24 protein-coding genes and 1 pseudogene are annotated in these 22,298 nt (G+C 69.6%); 11 read left to right on the top strand and 14 right to left on the bottom strand.

The genetic code is table 11. The features are described from left to right. Positions 1 to 114 precede the first annotated feature (114 nt). The 3 genes from AB0J87_RS46535 (at position 115) to AB0J87_RS46525 (ending at position 2,316) form a co-directional block, all read left to right on the top strand. Positions 115 to 828: a dienelactone hydrolase family protein gene (locus tag AB0J87_RS46535; RefSeq protein ID WP_363977795.1), complete on the top strand. Its 714-nt coding sequence runs from the start codon at positions 115 to 117 to the stop codon at positions 826 to 828. Positions 829 to 868: 40 nt separating this feature from the next. Next, on the top strand, positions 869 to 1,411 hold the full coding sequence (locus AB0J87_RS46530; protein ID WP_363977792.1) for a VanZ family protein: 543 nt from the start codon (positions 869 to 871) through the stop codon (positions 1,409 to 1,411). A gap of 152 nt (positions 1,412 to 1,563) precedes the next feature. Further along, positions 1,564 to 2,316, top strand: coding sequence for a GntR family transcriptional regulator (locus tag AB0J87_RS46525; protein WP_363977789.1), 753 nt, complete (start codon positions 1,564 to 1,566; stop codon positions 2,314 to 2,316). 636 nt (positions 2,317 to 2,952) lie between these two features. Here AB0J87_RS46525 and AB0J87_RS46520 read toward each other — a convergent pair. Beyond that, on the bottom strand, positions 2,953 to 3,915 hold the full coding sequence (locus AB0J87_RS46520) for a hypothetical protein (RefSeq protein ID WP_363977786.1): 963 nt from the start codon (positions 3,913 to 3,915) through the stop codon (positions 2,953 to 2,955). 149 nt (positions 3,916 to 4,064) lie between these two features. Between AB0J87_RS46520 and AB0J87_RS46515 the strand changes: the two genes are divergently transcribed. Continuing rightward, the gene (locus AB0J87_RS46515; protein ID WP_185069301.1) at positions 4,065 to 4,586 is read left to right on the top strand and encodes a gamma carbonic anhydrase family protein; all 522 of its coding nucleotides are present in this window, start codon (positions 4,065 to 4,067) and stop codon (positions 4,584 to 4,586) included. Here AB0J87_RS46515 and AB0J87_RS46510 read toward each other — a convergent pair. After that, a complete protein-coding gene (locus AB0J87_RS46510; RefSeq protein WP_363977782.1) occupies positions 4,558 to 5,439 on the bottom strand; it encodes a hypothetical protein in 882 nt (293 codons plus the stop codon). The two genes, AB0J87_RS46515 and AB0J87_RS46510, sit on opposite strands and share 29 nt — an antisense overlap. A gap of 74 nt (positions 5,440 to 5,513) precedes the next feature. On the opposite strand from AB0J87_RS46510, the gene AB0J87_RS46505 reads away from it, so the two are divergent. Continuing rightward, complete coding sequence (locus AB0J87_RS46505; protein WP_350723704.1) at positions 5,514 to 6,839, top strand: hypothetical protein; 1,326 nt, start codon at positions 5,514 to 5,516, stop codon at positions 6,837 to 6,839. A 483-nt stretch (positions 6,840 to 7,322) separates the two neighbouring features. Here AB0J87_RS46505 and AB0J87_RS46500 read toward each other — a convergent pair whose 3' ends face one another. The 7 genes from AB0J87_RS46500 to AB0J87_RS46470 all read right to left on the bottom strand — a co-directional run bounded on the left by AB0J87_RS46500 (position 7,323) and on the right by AB0J87_RS46470 (position 14,073). Then, positions 7,323 to 7,604: a metal-sensitive transcriptional regulator gene (locus tag AB0J87_RS46500; RefSeq protein WP_138670633.1), complete on the bottom strand. Its 282-nt coding sequence runs from the start codon at positions 7,602 to 7,604 to the stop codon at positions 7,323 to 7,325. Between the two features lie 42 nt (positions 7,605 to 7,646). Then, positions 7,647 to 8,714: a glycosyltransferase gene (locus AB0J87_RS46495; RefSeq protein ID WP_363977778.1), complete on the bottom strand. Its 1,068-nt coding sequence runs from the start codon at positions 8,712 to 8,714 to the stop codon at positions 7,647 to 7,649. Next, a complete protein-coding gene (locus AB0J87_RS46490) occupies positions 8,711 to 9,517 on the bottom strand; it encodes a hypothetical protein (RefSeq protein ID WP_363978448.1) in 807 nt (268 codons plus the stop codon). Before AB0J87_RS46490 ends, AB0J87_RS46495 begins: the two co-directional genes overlap by 4 nt. A 147-nt stretch (positions 9,518 to 9,664) precedes the next feature. Continuing rightward, positions 9,665 to 11,770, bottom strand: coding sequence for a (Fe-S)-binding protein (locus tag AB0J87_RS46485; protein ID WP_363977775.1), 2,106 nt, complete (start codon positions 11,768 to 11,770; stop codon positions 9,665 to 9,667). Between the two features lie 138 nt (positions 11,771 to 11,908). Next, positions 11,909 to 12,493 carry a TetR family transcriptional regulator gene (locus tag AB0J87_RS46480; RefSeq protein WP_363977772.1) on the bottom strand — a complete coding sequence of 195 codons (585 nt, stop codon included), beginning with the start codon at positions 12,491 to 12,493 and terminating at the stop codon, positions 11,909 to 11,911. A gap of 3 nt (positions 12,494 to 12,496) precedes the next feature. Then, entirely contained in the window at positions 12,497 to 13,267 is a 771-nt protein-coding gene (locus AB0J87_RS46475) for a class I SAM-dependent methyltransferase (RefSeq protein WP_363977769.1), read from the bottom strand. After that, positions 13,264 to 14,073, bottom strand: a complete 810-nt coding sequence (locus AB0J87_RS46470) for a sugar phosphate isomerase/epimerase (protein ID WP_350723713.1) — start codon at positions 14,071 to 14,073, stop codon at positions 13,264 to 13,266. The genes AB0J87_RS46475 and AB0J87_RS46470 overlap by 4 nt, the downstream gene beginning before the upstream one ends. An 84-nt stretch (positions 14,074 to 14,157) precedes the next feature. Here AB0J87_RS46470 and AB0J87_RS46465 point away from each other — a divergent pair, with 84 nt between their 5' ends. The 5 genes from AB0J87_RS46465 (at position 14,158) to disA (ending at position 18,180) form a co-directional block, all read left to right on the top strand. After that, complete coding sequence (locus tag AB0J87_RS46465) at positions 14,158 to 14,856, top strand: class I SAM-dependent methyltransferase (protein ID WP_363977765.1); 699 nt, start codon at positions 14,158 to 14,160, stop codon at positions 14,854 to 14,856. Between the two features lie 63 nt (positions 14,857 to 14,919). Then, a complete protein-coding gene (locus AB0J87_RS46460) occupies positions 14,920 to 15,288 on the top strand; it encodes a MerR family transcriptional regulator (protein ID WP_350723717.1) in 369 nt (122 codons plus the stop codon). A gap of 2 nt (positions 15,289 to 15,290) precedes the next feature. Further along, complete coding sequence (trxA, locus tag AB0J87_RS46455) at positions 15,291 to 15,596, top strand: thioredoxin (RefSeq protein ID WP_350723718.1); 306 nt, start codon at positions 15,291 to 15,293, stop codon at positions 15,594 to 15,596. 60 nt (positions 15,597 to 15,656) lie between these two features. Next, positions 15,657 to 17,063, top strand: coding sequence for a DNA repair protein RadA (gene radA, locus AB0J87_RS46450; RefSeq protein ID WP_363977761.1), 1,407 nt, complete (start codon positions 15,657 to 15,659; stop codon positions 17,061 to 17,063). Between the two features lie 40 nt (positions 17,064 to 17,103). Further along, positions 17,104 to 18,180, top strand: a complete 1,077-nt coding sequence (gene disA, locus AB0J87_RS46445) for a DNA integrity scanning diadenylate cyclase DisA (protein WP_363977758.1) — start codon at positions 17,104 to 17,106, stop codon at positions 18,178 to 18,180. A gap of 255 nt (positions 18,181 to 18,435) precedes the next feature. On the opposite strand, the gene AB0J87_RS46440 is transcribed toward disA, so the two are convergent. The 4 genes and pseudogenes from AB0J87_RS46440 to AB0J87_RS46425 form a co-directional block, all read right to left on the bottom strand. Next, positions 18,436 to 19,008 carry a GNAT family protein gene (locus AB0J87_RS46440; protein WP_363977755.1) on the bottom strand — a complete coding sequence of 191 codons (573 nt, stop codon included), beginning with the start codon at positions 19,006 to 19,008 and terminating at the stop codon, positions 18,436 to 18,438. A 5-nt stretch (positions 19,009 to 19,013) separates the two neighbouring features. Next, positions 19,014 to 19,414: pseudogene (locus AB0J87_RS46435) on the bottom strand (hypothetical protein); the annotation flags it as partial. A gap of 186 nt (positions 19,415 to 19,600) precedes the next feature. Then, complete coding sequence (locus AB0J87_RS46430) at positions 19,601 to 20,116, bottom strand: hypothetical protein (protein WP_363977752.1); 516 nt, start codon at positions 20,114 to 20,116, stop codon at positions 19,601 to 19,603. An 87-nt stretch (positions 20,117 to 20,203) separates the two neighbouring features. After that, positions 20,204 to 20,878 (bottom strand): hypothetical protein, encoded by a 675-nt coding sequence (locus AB0J87_RS46425; RefSeq protein ID WP_363977749.1) that lies wholly within the window; start codon positions 20,876 to 20,878, stop codon positions 20,204 to 20,206. A gap of 79 nt (positions 20,879 to 20,957) precedes the next feature. Here AB0J87_RS46425 and AB0J87_RS46420 point away from each other — a divergent pair, with 79 nt between their 5' ends. Continuing rightward, positions 20,958 to 21,839, top strand: coding sequence for an A/G-specific adenine glycosylase (locus tag AB0J87_RS46420; protein WP_363977746.1), 882 nt, complete (start codon positions 20,958 to 20,960; stop codon positions 21,837 to 21,839). Here AB0J87_RS46420 and AB0J87_RS46415 read toward each other — a convergent pair. Next, the gene (locus AB0J87_RS46415; protein ID WP_363977743.1) at positions 21,832 to 22,251 is read right to left on the bottom strand and encodes a cupin; all 420 of its coding nucleotides are present in this window, start codon (positions 22,249 to 22,251) and stop codon (positions 21,832 to 21,834) included. The genes AB0J87_RS46420 and AB0J87_RS46415 overlap by 8 nt on opposite strands. Positions 22,252 to 22,298 lie beyond the last annotated feature (47 nt).

Genomic DNA, 22,298 nt, shown 5'->3' with positions numbered 1-22,298 from the left:
TCTACTTCCCTGTATAGATCGCTGGTCGATCGGCGGACAACGGGTGCGTCGGGACCTTTCTGATCGCATCGTCTCCCCGGAACGCGGCCCGCGCCATGCGCGATGCTGTTGCACATGCGAACCAGAACCGATCAAGTGGCCGCCCACGACGGCGGCTTCGACGTCCATCTGTGGTTCCCCGACGCCGGGACGGGCCCCGGCATCCTGCTCGTCCAGGAGATCTACGGCGTGGGGCCGTACATCGAGAAGGTCGCCCTGGACCTGGCCTCGCGCGGCTACGTGGTGGCCGCGCCGGACCTGTTCTGGCGCCTGCACCCCGGCTGGCTGGGCGAGCACACCCCCGAGGGCACGGCGGCCGCGATCGAGCTGGCCGGCCGGTTCGACTTCGCGCAGGGGGTGGCCGACTGCGCGCTCACGGTGGCCCACCTGGGCGAGCTGCCCGAGGTGGCGGGCGGGGTCGGCGCGGTCGGGTTCTGCCTGGGCGGCTCGATCGACTACATGCTGGCCACGCAGGTGGAGCTGGCCGCGGTCCTGTCCTTCTACGGCTCCGCCGTGCCCGACGCGACCGGGCTCATGGACCGCGTCACCGCGCCGCTCCTGCTGGTCTTCGGCGGCAGCGACCCGTTCATCCGGCGCGACCGGGTGGCCGTCGTCGAGCAGGCCGCGCAGGGCCGGCCGAACGTGGTCATGCACGTCGAGGAGGAGGCCGGGCACGCCTTCCACAACAGCGAGGCACCGATGTTCCACCACCCGGAGGCGGCCGCGCGCACCTGGGAGGTGGCGCTCACCTTCCTGTCCGAGCACCTGCCGGTGACCCTGTCCAGATAGACATCTTCCGGTACCCCTAGATCATCGCCATTATGGGCGGATGGCGCGGACGTGGGAATTGTGGGGAAACGTCATTATTGCTGGTACTTTTGCACTTCCCCTGGCCTTGCTAGCAATCTTGCTCCTCTCCCGTCACCGCGCCCGCGCCGGCCACCCGGCACCGCTGCGCACGTCGATCGCCGACGTCGGCATAGCGGTCGGCACGGCCCCGTGGATCTGGATGACCCTCACCCCGCGCAACGGTCAGACCGGAGTCAGTCTCGTCCCGTTCAAAGATCTTGCCGACCTGGTCAGCGCGCCGTGGGACGCGGTGTTGGTGCAGGTCGGAGGCAACCTGCTGGTGTTCGCCGCGCTCGGCGCGCTGCTCCCGGTACGCAGCCGGGCGATGTCCTCTCTCGCGCGCGTTGCGGCGGTCGCGGCCGCCTTTTCGGTCATCGTCGAGATCCTCCAGTACGCCTTGCGACTAGGCCGTTTCTCCTCCGTCGACGACGTGCTCATGAACACGGCAGGCGCCGTGATCTTCGCTTTGGTTACTCGGCGCTGGTGGGCCGATCGGATACCGGCCGGGACCGTTCCACGGTAACGGTCTGCTAAAACTCGCCGGAATTCACCACTCGGGCACGATCCGCTCAAAAGAAGGCCGCGACCAACCTTTCCATCTGTGCGATCGTGGACAAGACGGGGCAAGTTCTCTGGAGACGCCACAACCTGGTTGGTGACAGAGGGTGATCAAAGTTGTCTGAATCCCCGGTACCCCACGAGCCCCCTATCTATCGCCGCATCGCCGACGGCCTCCGCGCCCGGATTCTGTCCGGCGAACTGCGCGACGGGGACCGACTACCGGGCGAGAACGCGCTGATGGCCGAATACGCAATCGCACGAGCCACCGCCAGGCAGGCGCTTGCCGTACTGATCAACGAGGGGCTGGCGGTGCCCAAACGAGGTTCGGGGGTATACGTGCGGCTGTTCAAACCGATCCGCAGGCACGGCTCACGCCGCCTGTCGAGAGAGCAGTGGGGTCAGGGGCGGGCCATCTGGGACGCCGACACGCGTGGCCGGCCTTTCACGGTGGACGGGGTGGAAGTCGTGTTGGAGCGAGCCGGCGAGGAGGTGGCGGGCGTCCTCGAGAGCGGCGAGGTATGGGTACGTCGCCGCCGCTACTCGGTCGACACCAGACCCGTGCAGCTGGCCACCTCGTATTTCCCCGCGCACCTGGTCGAAGGCAGCGCGATCACCCTCGCGGACACCGGACCCGGTGGCGTCTACGCCAGGCTGAGCGACCTGGGCGTCTCCCCCGCCCACTTCACCGAGGAGGTGCGGGCCCGGATGCCGTCACCCCGCGAGATCGCGATGCTCGACCTGCCGGGGGGCACGCCGGTGATCGTGATCGCCAGGACCGCCTACACCTCGGGCGGGGTGCCCGTCGAGCTCAACGAGATGGTGCTCGACTCCGCCGCGTACGTACTCCAGTACGACTTCGATGCCTAGTTTGTCAAGGAAAGGTGACCCTGTCCGGCACGATCATTGTGTTCTCTAGAGAAGTGCCGCATCGTCGAAGGAGATGGAAACCTCGCCTGGGGCCCGGGAAAGGCGAACAGCGATGTCCTTTGATCGGCATCTTGCCGAGATTGCCCGGGAGTACCCCCAATGGACCATCTGGCGGAGCGACGCGGGCCGCTGGTGGGCCACGAGACATCGTCCGCTCGACGCGGCGCAGCGCGATGCCGGATGTGCGATGACCATCGACGCGGACGACCCGGACGGCCTGCGCGGCCGGCTCCGGGACCAGGAGAAGCGGGCCGGCGGGCAGCACCCGCGGGCCGGCCCCGCACCTCCATGACGCCGGCCGTGGCGCGTCCCACGGCCGGCGCACAAGAGCAGCCCGGTGCCGTGTCCAGCGTCTCGGCGGCCCCGGCACCGGGCCACCAGGACAGGAGGGGCCACTGACGCGGAAGCCTCCGACCCAATCGGGGGCGGGGGCTTCCGCTCCGTGGACCGCCTGCACCGCCGGGCCGCGCACCCCTTCCCCAATCGCGCGGCCCCGCGGCTCTCACCGCCCGCTCGGCTGTGGGGCGGTCCCAGCCGGGCGGGCACGCCTCCAGCCGTGCCCGCCCGGGGTGTGGACTACTTGTGCACCTCGGACAGCCGGACGACGTGGATGTCGGTGTCGTCGGAGACGCCCGCCTCCTCCAGGGGCTTCTTCTCCTCCTCGCTCTCGTCCACGATGACCCGCACGTCCTCCTGCGGCGAGACCGGGGACGCGACCGCGTCGGGGATCAGCGGCCCGGCCGCCGACTCGGTGCGCATGAGGTCGCCGAGCACCGAGCTGATCTCGGTCAGCCGCCGCACGACCTCCGAGTGCGTGTTGGTCAGATAGTCGACCCGCCGCCCCGTCTGCTCGTCGAGCGCGGCGGTGCGCTGCTGCGCGGAGGCCAGCATCGACTCCGAATCGTTCCGCGCGCCCGTCACCAGCTGCTCGGCCTGCGCGTTGGCGGCCTGCATGATCTGCTCCGACTCCGACTGGGCGGCCGTGACCAGCCGCTCGGACTCGGCGCGCGACTCGCGCAGCAGGTCCTCGGCCTCGGTGCGGGCCGCCGCGAGCTGCTCCTCCGCGTCCGAACCCGCCTGGGCCAGCATCCGCTCCGCCGCCTGAGTGGCCTCGTTCACGCGCCGCTCCGCCTCCGCCTGGGCGGAGGTGAGGATCTTGTCGGCGGTCTCCCGGGACGACGACTGCAGCCGGTCGGCCTCCGACTTGGCCGCGTCGCGCACGCTGGCGGCCTCGGCCTCGGCGTCCTCCCGCTTGGCCGCGGCCTCCTCCTCGCCGAGCCGGAGGATCTGGGCGAGTCTCGGGCTGAGGTCGTCGTAGCTCTGCGGCGCCTCGACCATGCGCCGCCTGGCCTCCGCGAGCTCGATGCGGCCCTGCTCTGCCTGGTCGATGGCCCGGGCCAGCCGCTCTTCCAGATCCCTTACCTGGTTACGGGTACGGATCATGAAGTCGTGAACCTGACGGCGGTTGTAGCCGCGCATCACGACCTCGAAGGTGTCCTCTTGCATCAGATCGGGAATGCTCTCGTGCTGGTTCATCATGGGGGTACCTAAGGGTGGTTTGCGTGAGGCGGGGGAAAATTGCGGGTTGTGAGGGTCTGACAACGAGACGTCAGGAAACGACTTTCCTGCCATCTGCCCACGTCCGCAACCGGAACGCCACAGCCGGACGGGGAATTACGATGGCTCGGATGTACATCGCATCTTTGGATAACGGGGCAGTCCCGGACATACACCCTGAAGCCTTCATAGCCCCTGGCGCCGTCGTGGTCGGCAGCGTGCGGGTGGGCCGGGCGTCCAGCATCTGGTACGGCTCCGTTCTCCGGGGGGACGACGAGCGGATCGAGATCGGCGAGGAGTGCAACGTACAGGATCTGAGCTGCTTGCACGCCGATCCCGGCGAGCCGGCGATCCTGGAGGATCGGGTCAGCCTGGGCCACAAGGCCATGGTCCACGGCGCCCATGTGGAGACCGGCGCGCTGATCGGCATCGGCGCGATCGTGCTGGGCGGCGCCCGCATCGGTGCGGGCACCCTGGTGGCCGCCGGTGCGCTCGTCGGACCGGGCAAGAAGATCCCGTCCGGCGTGCTGGTGGCCGGTGTTCCCGGAAAAATCGTACGCGAACTCACCGACGACGACCGGGCGTCCTTCGCCCGCACGCCGGACAACTACATGGCCAAGGCGCTCAGGCACCGGCAGGCGTCATCGCTTTGATCAGGACTTCGTCCGACACCGAGGCGGTGTTGAGCGCGTCCGCGTACTCGGGCAGCTCGGGGCGTAAAAACCGGACGAAGTCGACGGTCATCTTCAGATCGGGCACGCCCTTGACCTGCTTGGCGTTGGCCTTGGTCGCGTCCTTCTTGAGCAGGTTGTAGCTGTCCCAGTCGGTGTAGGCGGTGATGCCCCACTGGAGCACGTCGGGGAGGTTGGACGGCCAGCGCCGGCCGACCTTCCACTTGCCGCCGTCCTCCCGGTAGAGCGCGACGAAGACGCGGCCCACCCGGCCGAGCGCCAGGTCCACCCAGCCTGTCTTGACGGCCAGCTCCTGAGGTTTGGAGCTGCCGTCCTGGGTGTACTTCACCTCGACCTGGCCGCTCTGGTCGGCCGTGCCGGTGGTGACCGACACCCAGTTGGGCTTGGCGTACGAGCCGGGCTGGCGGGCCATCAGGCCCCCGAGCGAGAACTTCCGCTTGGGCTGCCCGCCCTTCATGCCCTCGACCTTGACCCTGGCGTACATGAGGACGTCGCCCGCCAGCTCCTGGTACACGTAGGGGCCGCGGAAGCCGTCGAACCACGTCGAGGTCCTGGGCTCCAGATACAGGGAGCCCTTCACTGTCTTGTTGATGTCGAGCTTGCCGATCCGGTCGACGTCCTTCTCCGTCTCGCTCAGCTTGGTCCACATGGACATGTCCGTCGCGTTCTGGAACTCCGTGGACGCCTCGCCCACCTCGCCGCCGGGCTCCGGCGCCGTGGCCTTGTCCAGCGTGAGCACGCCGGGCCCCGTCGGGGACGGCTGCGCCGTCGTGGTCGTACCGCATCCGGAGAGCGCACCGACCACCGCCAGCACCCCTGCAACCTTCGCCCTCATAACGGTCATTCTGCCGTGAAATGCCGATGGATGATTTGGGCGCTCCCAGTACGATGGCGCCCGTGCGACCCTGGGATGCGTTCACCTCCGCCGAGGCGGAGGTCCGAGCGATGGTCGCGGACCCGCGCTGGCAAGGGCTTTCCGTCCCCGATCGGGCCCACGTGCTGGCCGCCAGAATACTTGTGACCCCAGATGGCGACAGATGGCTCTTCGGGGTGCACGCGCGCTGGCATCTGCACGATCCGGCCGACGGCCGCTGGCGCCTCGCGCCGCCGCCGAGGGGCACCCGGGCGCGCCAGGTGCAGCATCCCGCGGCGGTGCTGCCGGAGGACGTGATCCCGTACGGGCCCGACTTCCACGCCGAGCCCGGCTCCACCCAGGCGTTCATCGGCCCGGACGTCTCCGAGGGCCTCACCGAGCGGCTCAGGGTGCTGCTGCGGTCCAGCGGGCTCAAGTCGGAGCTGGACTACCCGCTGACGGCGTTCGACGAGATCTTCGGCTCCGACGTGCCGAGCACGGTGGCGGCCGTCTGGGGCGCGATCATGTGGTGCGCGTACGCGCCCGCGTTCGACGGCAACGAGCGGCTGATCACGGTGTTCGGCGAATACCTGCGCCGCCCGCTGCCCGGCGACGAGTGGGTGCGCTGGCTGCCCGCGCCGCCGCTGCTCGACCTGGCCACGCTCGTCGCCGAGCGGCAGCGGGCAGGGCAGCCGCGGGCCGCGCTCAGGCTCGCCGCCACGATGGCGGACGCGGCCCAGATCCTGATGTCCGACACCCGCTTCAGGCCGCGGGCGCTCGCCCTGCTGACGATGGTCGAGCCCATGCTGCGCCGGCAGGGGCTCGACGACCCCCACACCGACGCCGAGGCCCTGCGCGCGGCCTGGCTGGAGCGTTGCCCGCGGCGGCTGTGCCGGGCCCTGCTCGTCGAGAACGACCTGGAGGCGGACTTCTCGCACGCCGTCTACGACCTGGTCGAGGCGCTGGCCTTCATGCCCGACCCGCCCATGGCCGCCGCCACGTTCCTGGCCGACCTGTCGGACTCCAAGGGGCGGTTGCCGGCCCGGCTGGACCACCGGCTCAGGCGCGCGTACGAGGAGCTGGAGCGCGCCGGGCTGACCGGTACCTCAGCGAGCGAGTCGACCGAGCCGGACGGCTTCCCCGTGCCCGGTCAGGTGCTGACCAAGCCCGCGGCGGTGCTGGAGGTCTCGCCGCCGGACCGGGCGAGCACCGCGGCCGTGCTCGGGGCCGCGTACGCGACGGGACTGGCGTGGGGCCGGCTGACGGGGGCCAGGGTGCCGGAGCGGGGGCTGGCCGGGCAGACCGCGCTCGTGCACAGACTCATCCACGAACGCGACGACAACCACACAGACCACACCTAAACCACAAATATCGTTATTTAACCCTTACTTCGCCTATATGGTTCTAACGCTCAGGTAACAGGCAATTCTCCGAATTGTGATCTCCGATTCGGGAAATGATCGTTCCCGGGCCCCGCAGTTCGGAAAGGAATGACTCCGATGGGCCATGTTGCCAGAAGGGTCTCCGCCGTAACCTCGTAGAGGGTGTGGGCTGCGGAAGGAAGGACGACGCGGTGGGGCACGATGACCTGGACTCTCGGGTCCACGACCGTGTCGCGTTGGACGAGATTGCGCTCTACGCCGAGGTGCTCACGGCCGTGGCTGTCAGCGAGCGGCGGCTGACCTTGGACGAACTCGACGACGCGCTCGGATTGCGGACTTCGGCGAGCCGCTGAAGGATCAACTCGATTACTAGCCCCGGAGACCTAGTTAGAAGGTTTCCGGGGTTTCTCATAACTAGTTAATCCCTCGGAATGTCCTCCTTCTGGAGGATGACCGCCCCGCCTATGAGCGGACGAGGCGCGCGATGGCCGCCGAGGCCTCCTTGACCTTCGCGTCGGCCTCCGGCCCGCCACTGTTGATCGCATCCGCCACACAGTGGGAGATGTGCTCCTCCAGCAGCCCCAGCGCCACCGCCTGGAGCGCCCGCGTGGCCGCGGAGACCTGAGTGAGCACGTCGATGCAGTAGGCGTCGTCATCGACCATGCGCTGCAGGCCCCTGATCTGACCCTCGATCCGCCTGAGACGCGTCAGATACGCCTGCTTGTCTCCGCTGTACCCATGCATGCTTCTAAGGTACCCGTAACCGGTTGGGGGTGCCCGGGTCGTTCAGCGGAGGTCGCCGATGAGCTTCTCCCACTGCTCGGCCACCTCACCGGCCGCGTGGCGCACCGCGGTGTCCAGGGCGCCCGCCGCGAGCGAGCGCCGCCTGCGCTCGTCGTCGATCAGCGCCAGCAGGGCCGCCGCGAACAGCTCCAGGCCGCCCTCGTTCTCCGGCACCAGCACCCCGTTGTAGCCCGTCGCCACGAACTCCCTCGGCCCCCTGGCCCCGTCGAAGGCCACCACGGGCACCCCGCAGCCCATGGCCTCCAGCACCGCCATGCCGAGGTCCTCGGTGAGCGAGGTGCTGGCCACGATCGACGCCTTGGCGAACTCGCCCGCCAGGTCGGGCGTCGTGCCCATGAAGTAGACGTGGTTGTGCAGGCTGAGCTCGCGGACCAGCGCGCGCAGCCGCCGCTCCTCCGGCCCGCCGCCGTACAGGCGCAGCCGCCAGTCGGGGCGCTTGTCCACCACGATCGCGAACGCCCTGATCAGCCGGTCGTACGCCTTGACCGGCACCCACCGGCCGCCGGCGGCCACGATCCGGTTGTCCATCCGCGAGCGCGGCCACGGCCCGTCGGGCAGCGCGTCCAGCACAGAGGCCACAGGGGGCCCGTCGGTGAGGAGCTTGCTCCACTCCTCCTGGGCCGACTCCGTGGCCGTCACGACGGCGTTCAGGCGCGGATAGAACCGTTTCACCGGCCCGGGGACGGCCGGCCGCCCCCACTCCCTGGCGATCTTCAGGGTCTCGCGCGGCGCGTGCCTCGCGGCCTGGACGCCGAGCCCCGGCCGGGTCGTGATCAGCACGTCGGACTTGAGGTTGCGCAGCAGCCGCCACAGCGCCACCTCCGCGCGGACCTGCCCGCGCGGGAACAGGTGCCGGACGCCCGGCCTGGCGTCGATCAGGCTGCGCATGGTGACGTTGGGCCCGACGGGGAAGAACGGCTTCTCCTTCTGCCGCCTGACGCTGACCACCTCGACGTCGTGCCGGTCGGACAGGGCGGTGGCGAGGTTCAGCATGGCGCGGACGTCGCCCCTCATCGCGTACGCGGAGGCGAGGACCAGGCTGACCTTCATCCGCCCACCTCGATCCGCAGCTCGTCGTCGGCGGTGTAGCAGGGTCTGATGGGCACGCCGTCCACCGTGGCCGAGGGATAGTGCAGCCGGCGTCTCTTGCCGTCGACGTCATCGAGCCGCGAGCCCAGCTTGAGCGGCGTGGACACGCCCTCGACCTCCAGCGCGGGCTCCCAGGTGCCGGAGCTCGCCACGGCGTCGGGATCGGCGCCCACCACGTCCACGAGCGACACGGCGGCGTGGAAGCGCACGCCCTGCACGGTGGCGGTGGCCGAGAGCCGCGCGTTGGTCTGCCTGCGGTCCAGTCTCAGCACGGCCTCATGGCGGGAGTCGTCGTCCTCGAGCCCGGTGTACGCCAGCAGGCCCATCACCTCGAAGCGCCCCTCCCTGAACCAGATCGAGCGGACCTCGGCCACCGGCTCGGCGTCGGAGATCTTCAGTGCCAGGAACCCGTTGCGCGTGCGGTACGAGCGGTAGGCGAGGGTCCGCCTGCACAGCGCGTACGCGTCGAGGTGGTCGAGCGAGAAGCCCGGATCGACGCTGCGCAGCCTGCTGCGCTTGCCGCCCGCCCCCCGCAGGTAGGCGTCCCAGCGCCCGGCGCTGAGCTCCAGCGGCGCGAGCGAGACCGCGACCGTGGCCTCGCGCGCCCGAGCGCCCGGTGTGCCGAGCCGCACGTCGCGTTCCACCCCCGTGGTGCGGTGCCTGAGCACGAGTTCGGTGCCGTCTTCCAGTGGTGCGTCGATGGCGAGCCGGAGGGCGAGGACGTCGGCCAGAGTGACTTCGGCGTCCGTGACGACGACGCCCATCACGAGCCCCCTCCCCGTCGAATAGAGCCATGCGACGTTGAGGTTACCGTGATTTTCCCGTTATGTGGATGCTGGATTTCTTGCACTTGACCCGCTGACGTGCGGAACTCCTCCACAGAAGCTGTGGAGGAGTCCGACAATCCTCGGTCAGGAAGCGCCCTTGACCGATTTGATCAACAGCTGGGCGACGTCCACGACTTCGAGCGATTCCTTGGCCTCGCCGTTGTTCTTCTTCTCGTTGATCGCGTCGCCGAGCATGACCATGCAGAACGGGCAGGCGGTGGAGACGGTGTCGGGATCGGTGGTCAGCGCCTCGTCCACGCGTTCGGTGTTGATGCGCTTGCCGATGCGCTCCTCCATCCACATGCGCGCGCCGCCGGCGCCGCAGCAGAACCCGCGGTCCTTGTGGCGGTGCATCTCCTGGGTCTGCACGCCCGGCACCTTGGACATGATGTCGCGGGGCTGGGAGTAAACCTTGTTGTGGCGGCCCAGGAAGCACGGGTCGTGGTAGGTGATCTTCTCCTCGATCGGGGTGATCGGGGTGAGCAGGCCCTCGTCCACGAGCTTCGACAGCAGCTGCGTGTGGTGCACCACCTCGTACGTGCCGCCGAGCTGCGGATATTCGTTGGCCAGGGTGTTGAAGCAGTGAGGGCAGGTGGCGACGATCTTCTTGACGCCGGCCTCGTTGAGGGTCTCGATGTTCTGCTGGGCGAGCATGTTGAACAGGTACTCCATGCCCAGGCGGCGGGCCGGGTCGCCGGTGCACGCCTCCATCGGGCCGAGCACCGCGAACTTCACGCCCGCGATGTGCAGGAGCTCCGCCACGGCCTTGGTGGTCTTCTTGGCCCGGTCCTCGAGCGCGCCCGCGCAGCCCACCCAGAACAGGTATTCGGCGTCCTCGGGCATCTTGTCCTCGACGAGCTCGACCTCGAAGTCCAGCTCCTCGATCCAGTCGGCCCGCTTCATCTCGGACATGCCCCACGGGTTGCCCTTGTTCTCCAGGTTCTTCACCATCACGCCCGCCTCGGACGGGAACGACGACTCCACCATGACCTGGTAGCGGCGCATGTCGAGGATGTGGTCGATGTGCTCGATGTCCACCGGGCACTGCTCGACGCAGGCGCCGCAGTTGGTGCACGACCAGAGCACGTCGGGGTGGATCACGCCGTCCTCGCCGACCAGCGGCTTCTCCAGCAGCGCGAGCACGTCGGTGTCCTTGTGCTCGACGCCCTGCTGGGCGGCCAGCAGGTACGGGGCCACCTTGAAGGCGTGGTCACGCTGGTCGAGGATGAGCATCTTCGGCGACAGCGGCTTGTCGGTGTTCCACGCCGGGCACTGCGACTGGCAGCGGCCGCACTCCGTACAGGAGTAGAAGTCCAGGAAGCCCTTCCACGTGGTGTCGGCGATCTTGCCGCGGCCGAGCTTCTCCGGGTCGAGGTCCTCGTCCTCGAAGTCGACGACCTTGCCGGCCACCCGCATCTCCGGCGCGCCGCCCAGGCCGTCGGGACGGCGCGAGAAGAGCACGTTGAGGGGGGCGGTGAAGATGTGCAGGTGCTTGGAGTTCACCACGATGACCAGGAACACCAGCATGAAGCCGATGTGCAGCAGCAGCGCGATCTCCTCCAGCAGCGCGCTGTCCGGCAGCACGTCGCCGAGCGCGAGCGAGACGAACGCGCCGGAGGAGTAGGGGAAGTTGCCGTTGGCCGCCGACGCGCCCCTGGCCAGGAACAGCGTCCAGATGATGTTGAAGATCATGAACAGGACGAGCCACGCGCCGCCGAGGTGGGAGCCGGAGAAGCGGGAGCGGCGGCCGAGCTTGTCGGGGGAGTTCTTGAGCCGGATGACCGCGAAGGCGACCAGGCCGAGCACGCAGGCGACCGCGATGAAGTCCTGCAGGAAGCCGAGCACGGCCCAGGTGCCGATCAGCGGGATGTGGAAGTCGGGCGTGCCGGTGATCGCGCCCTGGATGATCGCGCCGTACGCCTCGATGTAGACGGTCAGCAGGATGAAGAACGCCCACATGACGAAGAAGTGCGCGACGCCGGACGGCGTCCACTTCAGCAGCTTCTTCTGCCCGAACACCTCGACCAGCTGCGCCTTCGCCTCATCGGCCGCATGAGACTTGGCGTAGTCGATCCGCTCGGGCGCGGGCGGCCCCACGGTCGCCAGCTTGAACAGGAACAACGCCCTGCGGCCGGCGACGGCCACCGCGAGGACGGTCATCACGAGCCCGATGATGGCTACCCAGAGCACAGGGTCCTCCCACAGACGACGTTGGCTGTCAGCGTACGGTCACCCGTCGCTCAGACCGCTACCCGGATCCTACCCGCGAGTAACATTTCCGGCGTACGCGACATACCCTATGGTCATCGACTTTGGCAGAACAATGCTCTAGCCGGTGAAGTACCTCTGGATGGTCGGCGCGAGCACCTCCACGAGCTCGTCATGACCGGCGCTCGCCAGCGGCTCCAGCCTGATCACGTAACGGGCCATGACGATGCCGAACATCTGCGCGAACGCCGCCTCGATCCGCAGGTGCGGCACCTCCATCCGGTCGGCCACCTGGAAGAGCAGCGCGTTCGTGAAGAACTCGCGGACCATCGTGACGGCCTGCTCGTTGGTCATGGCCGAGCGGATCAGCGCCAGCATCGGCTCGCGCGTCTCCGGGGAGGCGGTGACCTGCAGGATCATACGTACGAGCCGCTCGCCGACCTCCTCGCGCGGGCCCTCGACCAGCACCTTGACGATGGTCTCGGGAGAGAACGGCAGCCGCATGGCCGCCGCGAACATGCCCTCCTTCGTCTCGAAGTAGTGGTGCACGAGGGCGGGGTCGACCTTGGCCTCGCGGGCGATGCCGCGCACGGTCGCCTTGTCGAACCCCTTCTCCGCGAACACCTTCCTGGCCGCGGCAAGGATCTCCCCCCGCGTGTCAGCCGACCCGGGCCTGCGCCCAGGCCGCTTCTTATCGACCGTCACCCGTCACCTACCCACCGCCAGGTAGACGCGCATGGGGACGGAGAGCACGCCTTCGGGGAACTCCCTGCGCAGCTCGGCGCGCTGCCGCTCGACCAGCTCGTCGGCGGCCTCCGGCGGCAGGGCCGCCATGTAGGAGTGGGAGCGCAGGTCGAGCAGGAAGTCCTCGATGCCGACCAGCCGGGTCCAGGGGATCCAGCGCTCCTCGACCACCTCGAAGGCCGCGGCGATCGGCGGCGCCGACCACTGCTCGACCGCCGGCCCGTAGTAGGTGGGCACCGCCTCCGCCAGGCGGGCCTCGTAGGCGGCCAGCCATGCGGCCTGGGCCGCGTGGTTGAAGTTCCAGCAGCCCACGATGGCCCCGTCGGGCCGCAGCACCCGCCGGGCCTCGGCGATCGACGCCACGGGGTCGAGCCAGTGCCACGACTGCGCGTACGTCACCAGGTCGGCCACGCCGTCGGCCAGCGGCAGCGCGTTGCCGTCGGCCAGCACGGCCGCGACGGAGGGCGTCCCGCTCTCCGATCGGGAGACCAGGCGGGCCAGCATCTCCGCGCCCGGGTCGACCGCGATGACGTGGGAGCCGCGGGCCCTGAGCGCGCGCGTCATGATGCCGGTGCCCGCGCCGACGTCCACCGTGGTGGCGCCGTCGAGGTCGACGCCGGTCACCTCGGTCAGGGCGCGGTACAGCTCGTCGGGATAGTGGGGCCGGCCCGCGTCGTACGCGTCGGCCACCCGCTCGAACATCCTGCCCAGACCCCTGATCGGCCCTATGTTCATGAGGTGGCCGCCAGGTGCAGCCGGGCGAACGCCAGCGCCTCCGCCAGGTCGTCGATCCGCTCGGTGCGGCTGGCCGCCTTGCGGGTGTTGATCTCCAGCACGACCAACCCCGAGTAGCCGGTGTTGGCCAGGCGCTCCAGCATCGGGGCGCACGGCTGGTTGCCCCTGCCGGGCACGAGGTGCTCGTCCTTGTTGGTCACCCCGAGGCCGTCGGCCAGGTGGAGGTGGGCCAGCCGGTCGCCGAGCTTGACGGCCATCTCCATGGCGTCGGAGCCGGACACGGCCGTGTGGGACAGGTCGAGCGTGACCTGCGGGAAGTCGTAGTCGATCGGATTCCAGTCGGGCGAGTAGGGCACCACGTCGTTGCCCCTGGCCTTCAGGGGGAACATGTTCTCGACGGCGAACGTGACGTCGGTCTCGTCACGCATCCTGGCCAGCCCCGTCTCGAACTCGCGGGCGTACTCCCGCTGCCAGCGGAACGGCGGGTGGACCACGACCGTCGAGGCGCCCAGCCGTTCGGCGGCCTTCTGCGCCTTGACCAGCTTGGCCCAGGGGTCGCGGCCCCAGACGCGCTGGGTGACCAGCAGACAGGGCGCGTGGATGGCCAGGACGGGGATCTTGTAGTGGTCGGACAGCCGCTCGATCACGTCGATGTCCTGACTCACGGGGTCTGCGCCCACCATGATCTCGACACCGTCGTAACCCAGGCGCGCGGCCAGCTCGAACGCGTCGGGAGTGCGTTCCGGATATACCGAAGCAGTGGACAATGCGATCTTCGCATTGGGCACGCGGATGACATCAGCCACGCTGCCAGCCTAAGCCGGTGGAGCCGATCTGGCGCGAAAGCCCCTTTGGTGAGCCGCGCCCGGCGGCTGGCTTAACTTTGGGGCATGCCACGGATAGCGAAAGGTGCGATCCCCAGCCCGAACATCTGGAACACGCCCCAGATCTACGAACTGGAGAACCGCGCCGTCGACCCCGAGGGCGCGGCCGACGCGGCGATGCGCGCCCTGCGCCCCTGGAACGGCGCCACCGTGCTCGACATCGGCTGTGGCACCGGGTTCCACCTGCCCGCGCTCGCGTCCGAGGCCGCGCAGGTGGTCGGCGTGGAGCCGCACGGCGACCTGGCCGCGGTCGCCGTACGCCGCTGCGCCGCGCTGGCCAACGTGGCCGTCCACGCCGCCACGGCCCAGAACCTGCCGCTGCCCGACGCGAGCGTGGACGTGGCCGTCGCGCGCTGGGCGTACTTCTTCGGCCCCGGCTGCGAGCCGGGGCTGCGCGAGCTGACCCGGGTGGTACGCCGCGGCGGCGCGGCCTTCGTCCTCGACCTCGACGCCACGCGGGGGGCGTTCGGCCGCTGGTTCTCGCGTACGGTGCCGACGTACTCCGTCCGGGAGGTCGAGTCGTTCTGGGACCGCCAGGGCTGGCAGCGGCGGCCTCTGGACCTCAGGATGGCCTTCGAGCGGCGGGCGGACCTGGAGGCGGTGCTGCGCATCGAGTTCACGCCCGAGGTGGCCGAACAGGCCATCGCCGAGACGCCCGGCCTGGAGCTCCCCTACCCGAACGTGCTGCGCTGGCGCTACTACTGAGTTCGCGGCGGTGCTCCCTCGCGGCTTGACATTGACGTCGGTGTCAACGTTTACCGTGAAGGCATGCGCATCGGAGAGCTGGCGGAACGTACGGGGGTGAGCACCCGCTCACTTCGCTATTACGAGCAGCACGGCCTGCTCAGAGCCCGTCGCGGGTCCAACGGCTACCGTGATTACAGCGAGGACGACGTCAGGCTGGTGTCCGAGATCCGGGCGCTGCTCAGCATCGGGTTCACGTTGGAGGACACCCGGCCGTTCATCGACTGCCTGCGCCGGGGGCACAGCTCGGGAGGCTCGTGCGCGGAGTCGGTCGAGGTCTACGAGCGCAAGCTCAACGAGATCGACGAGGAGATCCGCGTCCTGCTCGCCCGCCGTGCCGAGGTCGCCGCCCAGCTCGCGCAATCGTGCCCAGGTTGCTTCGTAAGGGGATAGACATGATCACGTTGACCACCGAGAACTTCGAGGAGCAGGTGCTCAAGAGCGACAAGCCGGTGCTGGTCGACTTCTGGGCGGAGTGGTGCGGGCCGTGCCGCATGGTGGCGCCGGTGCTGGACCAGATCGAGGCGGAGCACGGGCTGACCATCGGCAAGCTCAACACCGACGAAAACCCGGAGATCATGGCCCGTTACGGCGTGATGGGCCTCCCGACGATGCTGCTGTTCGAGAACGGCGAGCCGGTCAAGCAGATCGTCGGGGCCAAGCCCAAGCGCATGCTGGTCTCCGAGCTGGGCCTGGCGTAACACGGGGCTCCGCCTCTTACCTGTCGAAGATTGTCGGCACGTCCCGCTAGCCTGCTCGACATGGCCAAGACTGCCCAGAAGCCCGGATACCGCTGCGCCGAGTGCGGGTGGCGCACCACCAAGTGGGTGGGCAGGTGCGGCGAGTGCCAGGCGTGGGGCACGGTCGAGGAGGAGGGCGCGCGGGCCGGCGCCAATGTCGTCCAGGCGGGCGCCACCACCGGGCCCGCGGTGCCGATCGGGCAGGTCAAGGCCGAGGTCGCGGCTGCGCGCACGACCGGCGTCGGCGAGCTCGACCGGGTGCTCGGCGGCGGCCTGGTGCCGGGCGCGGTGGTGCTGCTCGCGGGCGAGCCGGGCATCGGCAAGTCCACGCTCCTGCTCGAGGCCGCGGCCCGCATGGCCGAGCGCGAGAAGGTCCTCTACGTGACGGGCGAGGAGTCGGCGGCCCAGGTGCGGCTGCGGGCCGACCGCATCGGCGCGATCCGCGACCACCTCTACCTCGCGGCCGAGACCGAGCTGTCGGCCCTGATCACCCATGTGGAGAAGGTCGAGCCCACGCTGCTGGTGGTCGACTCGGTGCAGACGATCGGCTCGGCGCAGGCCACCGGCGTGCCCGGCGGGGTGACGCAGGTGCGCGAGGTGGCCGCCAACCTGGTCCGCCTGGCCAAGGAGCGCAACATGGCCACCGTGCTGGTCGGCCATGTCACCAAGGACGGCTCGATCGCGGGCCCGCGCACGCTGGAGCACCTGGTCGACGTCGTGCTCAACTTCGAGGGCGACCGCCACTCCAGGCTGCGCATGGTGCGCGCGATCAAAAACCGCTTCGGGCCGACCGACGAGGTCGGCTGCTTCGACCTGCACGAGCGCGGCATCGAGGGCATCACCGACCCGAGCGGCCTGTTCGTCTCGCGGCGCAGCGAGCCGGTGCCCGGCACCTGCGTCACCGTCACGGTCGAGGGCACCCGCCCGCTTCCCGCCGAGGTCCAGGCCCTGGTCGCCCGCACCGAGGCGCAGCAGCCCAGGCGCACGTCGTCGGGGCTCGACACCTACCGCGTGCAGATGATCCTCGCGGTGCTGGAGCGTCGGCTCAACGCCCGGCTCGGCGGCTGCGACGTGTTCACCGCGACCGTGGGCGGCATCAAGCTGGCCGACCCGGCCGTCGACCTGTCGGTCATGCTCGCCGTCGCCAGCGCCGCCGGCGACAAACCGCTGCCGCCGGGCCTGGTCGCGCTCGGCGAGGTGGGTCTGGCCGGCGAGCTGCGCCCGGTCAAGGACGTACGCAGGAGGCTGACGGAGGCGGCCAGGCTCGGTTTCAAGCGGGCCCTCGTGCCGACCGGATCGCTCGAAGAAGCCGGCCGCAAGCGTAACGGACAGCGTGCTCTGGTGCCCGTGGGGCCGGTGGCGTTCGCGCCGGGGTTCGAGGTGGTGCAGGCGGAGAACGTCTGGGACGCCCTCACGCACGTGACCTAGCGCGGCTAAGCTGAGCGTGACCGATCGACACGGGGGTCAGGTGGATAGGAGTCTGGACGACCGCCGTCGCGAGGCCTTGGCCGCGGTGGCCCCGGGCACACCTCTGCGCGACGGCCTGGAGCGGATCCTGCGCGGGCAGACCGGCGGGCTGATCGTGCTCGGCTACAACACGGTCGTCGAGGAGCTGTGCAGCGGCGGTTTCGAGCTCGACGTCGACTTCTCCGCCACCAGGCTGCGCGAGCTGGCCAAGATGGACGGCGCCATCGTGCTGAGCGGCGACCACAAGATCGTACGCGCCGCCGTGCACCTGGTGCCCGACCCGTCCATCCCCACCGACGAGTCCGGCACCCGCCACCGCACCGCCCAGCGCGTGGCCCGGCAGACCGGCCTGCCCATCATCGCCATCAGCAAGTCGATGCGCATCATCGCCCTCTACCTCGACGGCATCCGCTACGTCCTGGAGGAGTCGGCGGCCATCCTCTCCAAGGCCAACCAGGCCCTGGCCACCCTAGAGCGCTACAAGCACCGCCTCGACGAGGTCTCCGGCACCCTGTCGGCGCTGGAGATCGAGGACCTGGTCACGGTCAGAGACGTCTCCGCGGTGGCCCAGCGGCTGGAGATGGTCCGCCGGATCTCCGACGAGATCAAGGGCTACGTGGTGGAGCTGGGCACGGACGGCCGCCTGCTGTCCCTCCAACTGGACGAGCTGGTGGCCGGGGTCGACTCGGAGCGGGAGCTGGTCATCCGCGACTACCTCCCCGCCCCCTCGGGCCGCCGCCAGCGACGCCTGGTCGAGGCGATGCACGACCTGGACAAGCTGTCGGGCAGCGAGCTGCTCGACCTCTCGGCCGTCGCCCACGTCCTGGGCCACACCGGCGCCGACAAGCTGGAGAGCCCGGTCAGCCCCCGCGGCTTCCGCCTCCTGGCCAAGGTCCCCCGCCTCCCGGCCACGGTGGTCGACCGCCTGGTCAACCATTTCGGCGGCCTGCAGAAGCTGCTGGCGGCGAGCATCGACGATCTTCAGGCGGTGGGCGGGGTCGGAGAGTCCCGCGCCCGCAGCGTCCGAGAGGGCCTCTCCCGCCTGGCCGAGTCCTCCATCCTGGAGCGCTACGTCTAAAGCAAGCCGCTCCGCTCCGTCGCCTTCAGCCGGCTGCCTTACGGACGAGCCTGCGTTCGCCCTCCAGGAGGAGACGCCGGAGGGCCACGGACAGGGGCTCGCTCGACCCAACCAGCGGCAACCCCGACCTCGGCGACAGGCGCGATCGCAGCCGGCCAGGGAACCCCCAGAACCGGTTCTCACCTTCCTCAGGGCCAACCCACGGCGCCCAAGCTGCGCTCAGAGCTCCTGACACAATGAGGTGGTTCGGAGCTCTTAACAGGCAGGAATCGGCACGGCCGACGGCTGCCACTCTCGCCTGATCAACCCGAACACCCATGAGTCGGACACCTCGCCGTTGACGATGCAGTCTTCCCGCAACGTCCCTTCACGTACGAATCCGATCTTCTCCAGAACCCGGGCAGATGCCACGTTGCGCGTATCGGCCTCGGCCTGAACACGATTCAGATCCACTGTGTCGAATGCCCACCGCAGCAACGCGTGCGCGGCCTCCGTCGCGAAGCCGTGGCCCCACATCGCCTCATCGAGGCAGTAGCCCAGTGATGCGCTGCGGTAGTCCGGGTTCCATCGGGTCAGACCGCACCAGCCGACGAAGGCCCCGTCAGAAACACGGTCGATGGCCACCCGCGCCCCGGTGCCTTCGTCCGCCATCTTCCGGCAAGCCGCGATGAAGCGCTCGGCGCGGGCCCGTTCGGTCCACGGCGGGGAGTCCCAGTAGCGCAGCACGTAGACGCTGCTGTGCAGCGCGAAGAGGGCGTCCGCGTCGGCGTCGGTAAAGGGGCGCAGTCGCAGGCGAGCGGTGTGCAGTATGGGGGTGGCCAGAGTCATGCGCCTCATCTTGCGTCCTCAGGAGGCGGGCAGACCACCGAATATCCGAGCCCGGTCCGGTCCTCACGACTAAGGACCTCCAACACAATGATCAGCGGGCCGAGGGCCATGAAAGCCTCGTGGATGTCATCGCGGATCTCCCAGCGGATACGCAGAGGACCGAACCAGTGCGGCGGTGCGATGGTCTGCTCGATCATCCAGCGGTGGACGCCCAGGCCGGAGCCATGCCCGGCACCTCGGCGGGCGATCATCGGCTTCACGCCGGTGGCCCAGACCAGCCGTCGGTACTTGTCGTGGTCGTAGCCTCTGTCGGCGTACAGCACCTTGGGCCGTCGGCCGGGGGGCGGCCACGCCGCCCGCGCACGGGCGGCATCAGCTGGGTGACGTCGTTGCGGTTACCACCGGTCGATCACAACAAGAGGCCCGACAGCACCTTGTGGTCCTCCAGGCGCTTGCGCCCAGGGTGATCGGCACGACGAGGCACCACCGGCAACACATCCGGAACTGCCCATGGCGGCTGCGTGCCCTTCGTCACGCCGCGATCGACTCGGGAGCGATCACCCGTGTTCCTAGATCATTCTGTTAGAAGTTCTCAGTTGACCCTGAGGCAGTCCTGCTTGGCCAGCACCAGGCTCATCTCGACCACTTCGCCCTTGCGCTCGTTGAAGACGTAGTACGCCTTCCTGTTGCCGGGCACGGTGGCAGCGGGGTAGCCGCCCGGGCCGCGCCGCAGCCTGGGGTAGGCGGCCTTGAGCTGCGTGCTGGTGGAGCCGATGCCGATGCCCTTGGGGGTCCTGGCGCCGGCGGGTGCGACGATCACGACCACGCCGAGCTTCTTCGAGATGTACATGCCCACGCGGTACTCGTTGTACGGGCTCTCCTTGAGGTCATACGTCGTGCACCTGGCGGAGTCCCCGTCGGGCTTGTGCACGATCCTCCCGGTCGCTCTCGCCTTCGCGGCGGTCATCCCGAGCTTCAGGTTGCCGTACCCGAAGGGCCCGAAGGCCGGCCTCTGCACGGCGGCGGACGCCGAGGAGGCGACGCCGACCGGCACCAGGCCCGCCGCCAGCGCCACCAGCAGAACCGAACGGCCGATCGTCTGCCTCATAACGACTCCTCCATGATCACATGACCGGGTCACTCTACTGTGAGTCCAGATCAGGTGTGGAGAAATCGCGACATATGCGCAACCGCCTCAGCGGAGGTGGAAAACGCCCTTGACGGTGCGGAGCTGGCCCATGCGCACGGTGGCCACGTACGTGCCGGGCAGCGCGGCGGCCGGGGTGGAGCGGCAGTCGGAGCTGGAGCGGTGCCGGTTCCACACCAGGGACCGGACGTACGGCACCCCGCGCTGCAGTTCCTTGACCTCCGAGCCCGCCCCGCTGACGCAGTCGGCGGTGGACCAGATGCGGTCGGCCCCCGAGGTGATGCGGATCTCCATGGCGCGCGGTCCCACGTCGGCGGTGCACATCACGGAGCCCGTGTTCACCAGGGTGACCAGGAACGTGGGCTGGCTCTCGCCCGTGTAGATCGGCTCCCTGCCGCCCTGCATGCTGAGCACCAGGTCCTGTTCGGTGCAGGGGTCGCCGGGGTGCCTGGGGAGCGCCGGGGGGGTCGGCCTGGGGGCGGAGGGGGACGGGGACGGGCTGGCCGTGCCCATCGCGAGCGTACGCAGGCCCGCCAGCAGGGGATCGACGGCGGGGGTCGCACTCGGTGACGATTTCGCGCTGGATGTGCGTTCCGGCCCGCTGCCCCCGCTGGAGCACGCCCACGCCACGACGGCCACCACGACGAGCACCGCCACCAGCACGCTCATCCGGCGCCGCCAGTAGACGTCACCGCCGTCGCCGCGCATAGTATCCGGATCCATAGGCACAGGATGGTAGCCATGCGGCTACAACGAGTGACGACACGCCGAGGGGCCTTCTTCTCCGAATACGCTTGACCCCGTGGTTGAGCCGAACCTCCTGCACATCCCCGTTCTGGACTGGTACGAGGACAACGCCCGAGACCTCCCGTGGCGCGCCGCCGACGCCACCCCGTGGGGGGTGCTGGTGAGCGAGATCATGCTCCAGCAGACCCCGGTCGTACGCGTGCTGCCCATCTGGCACGAGTGGATGGAGCGCTGGCCCATCCCCGGGGCGCTGGCCGCCGAGCAGCCGGGAGAGGCCGTACGTCATTGGGGGCGGCTCGGTTACCCGCGCCGGGCGCTGCGCCTGCACGCCTGCGCCAGGGCCATCACCGACGAGCACGGCGGCGAGGTGCCGTCCGATCACGAGACCCTGCTGTCCCTGCCCGGCATCGGCGAGTACACCGCCGCCGCGGTCGCCAGCTTCGCCTACGGCGGCCGCCACGCCGTCCTGGACACCAATGTCCGGCGGGTCTTCGCCAGGGCGGTACGCGCGGAGGAATACCCTCCCACGGCCACCTCAGCGGCCGAGCGGCGGCTGGCGGAGACCCTCCTGCCCGAGTTGGGCGCGCCCCGCTGGGGCGTGGCCGTGATGGAGCTGGGCGCCCTCGTCTGCACGGCCCGCGCCCCGCGCTGCGCCGACTGCCCGATCAGCCAGGTGTGCGCCTGGCGTCTGGCGGGCAAGCCGCCGCACGCCGGCCCCGCGCGCAAGGGCCAGACGTACGCGGGCACCGACCGGCAGTGCCGGGGCCGCCTCCTGGAGGTGCTGCGGAAGGCCCACGGCCCCGTCCCCAAGGCGGCCCTGGACGTGGTGTGGGACGACGCCGTCCAGCGCGAGCGCGCCCTCGACGGCCTGATCACCGACGGCCTGGCCGAGCACCTGGACGACGGCACCTACCGCCTCCCCCACGCGACTACCTGACCCAGAGCGGCACGATGCGCTCCACGTCCTTGGGCGCGAGGTCGCAGGCGTCCGGCTCCGACACCCCGCTCGGGTTGTAGGCCCGCGCCCCGGCGGGGGCGACCACGATGGACACGAACCCGCGCTCCGGGTCCGCGAACATCTGGCGGCTCACGTCGGCCGGCAGCACCATGGTGTCCCCCGGGCCCACTTCGAACCGCTCGCCGCCCAGCTCGACGACGGCGGACCCGTCGAGCCAGGTCCACACCAGCTCGACGTCGAACGCGTGCACCGGCCCGACCATGCCCGGCTTGGCGTCCACCCGCCACATGGCCTGGCCCACCGCCCCGCCCTGGGTCGGGGAGGCGAGGGTGGTCATGACGCCGTTGGGCGTCTCGGTCTTGCGGGAATCGGCGGCCATGACAACAGACATCGATGAACTCCTTTAAGATGGGCAACTACGTTGTCTATATAGTTAAC

The organism is Nonomuraea sp. NPDC049625, from assembly GCF_040675285.1.
GTDB lineage: Bacteria > Actinomycetota > Actinomycetes > Streptosporangiales > Streptosporangiaceae > Nonomuraea > Nonomuraea angiospora_A.
This window is presented reverse-complemented; position numbering and strand designations above follow the sequence as displayed.

Excerpts from the sequence above, each read along its gene's own strand:
- AB0J87_RS46535 (WP_363977795.1), top strand. The coding sequence starts at position 115 with ATGCGAACCAGAACCGATCAAGTGGCCGCCCACGACGGCGGCTTCGAC.
- AB0J87_RS46530 (WP_363977792.1), top strand. The coding sequence starts at position 869 with ATGGCGCGGACGTGGGAATTGTGGGGAAACGTCATTATTGCTGGTACT.
- AB0J87_RS46520 (WP_363977786.1), bottom strand. The coding sequence starts at position 3,915 with ATGATGAACCAGCACGAGAGCATTCCCGATCTGATGCAAGAGGACACC.
- AB0J87_RS46515 (WP_185069301.1), top strand. The coding sequence starts at position 4,065 with ATGTACATCGCATCTTTGGATAACGGGGCAGTCCCGGACATACACCCT.
- AB0J87_RS46505 (WP_350723704.1), top strand. The coding sequence starts at position 5,514 with ATGGCGCCCGTGCGACCCTGGGATGCGTTCACCTCCGCCGAGGCGGAG.
- AB0J87_RS46500 (WP_138670633.1), bottom strand. The coding sequence starts at position 7,604 with ATGCATGGGTACAGCGGAGACAAGCAGGCGTATCTGACGCGTCTCAGG.
- AB0J87_RS46495 (WP_363977778.1), bottom strand. The coding sequence starts at position 8,714 with ATGAAGGTCAGCCTGGTCCTCGCCTCCGCGTACGCGATGAGGGGCGAC.
- AB0J87_RS46490 (WP_363978448.1), bottom strand. The coding sequence starts at position 9,517 with ATGGGCGTCGTCGTCACGGACGCCGAAGTCACTCTGGCCGACGTCCTC.
- AB0J87_RS46475 (WP_363977769.1), bottom strand. The coding sequence starts at position 13,267 with ATGAACATAGGGCCGATCAGGGGTCTGGGCAGGATGTTCGAGCGGGTG.
- AB0J87_RS46465 (WP_363977765.1), top strand. The coding sequence starts at position 14,158 with ATGCCACGGATAGCGAAAGGTGCGATCCCCAGCCCGAACATCTGGAAC.
- AB0J87_RS46460 (WP_350723717.1), top strand. The coding sequence starts at position 14,920 with ATGCGCATCGGAGAGCTGGCGGAACGTACGGGGGTGAGCACCCGCTCA.
- trxA (WP_350723718.1), top strand. The coding sequence starts at position 15,291 with ATGATCACGTTGACCACCGAGAACTTCGAGGAGCAGGTGCTCAAGAGC.
- radA (WP_363977761.1), top strand. The coding sequence starts at position 15,657 with ATGGCCAAGACTGCCCAGAAGCCCGGATACCGCTGCGCCGAGTGCGGG.
- AB0J87_RS46440 (WP_363977755.1), bottom strand. The coding sequence starts at position 19,008 with ATGACTCTGGCCACCCCCATACTGCACACCGCTCGCCTGCGACTGCGC.
- AB0J87_RS46430 (WP_363977752.1), bottom strand. The coding sequence starts at position 20,116 with ATGAGGCAGACGATCGGCCGTTCGGTTCTGCTGGTGGCGCTGGCGGCG.
- AB0J87_RS46425 (WP_363977749.1), bottom strand. The coding sequence starts at position 20,878 with ATGGATCCGGATACTATGCGCGGCGACGGCGGTGACGTCTACTGGCGG.
- AB0J87_RS46415 (WP_363977743.1), bottom strand. The coding sequence starts at position 22,251 with ATGTCTGTTGTCATGGCCGCCGATTCCCGCAAGACCGAGACGCCCAAC.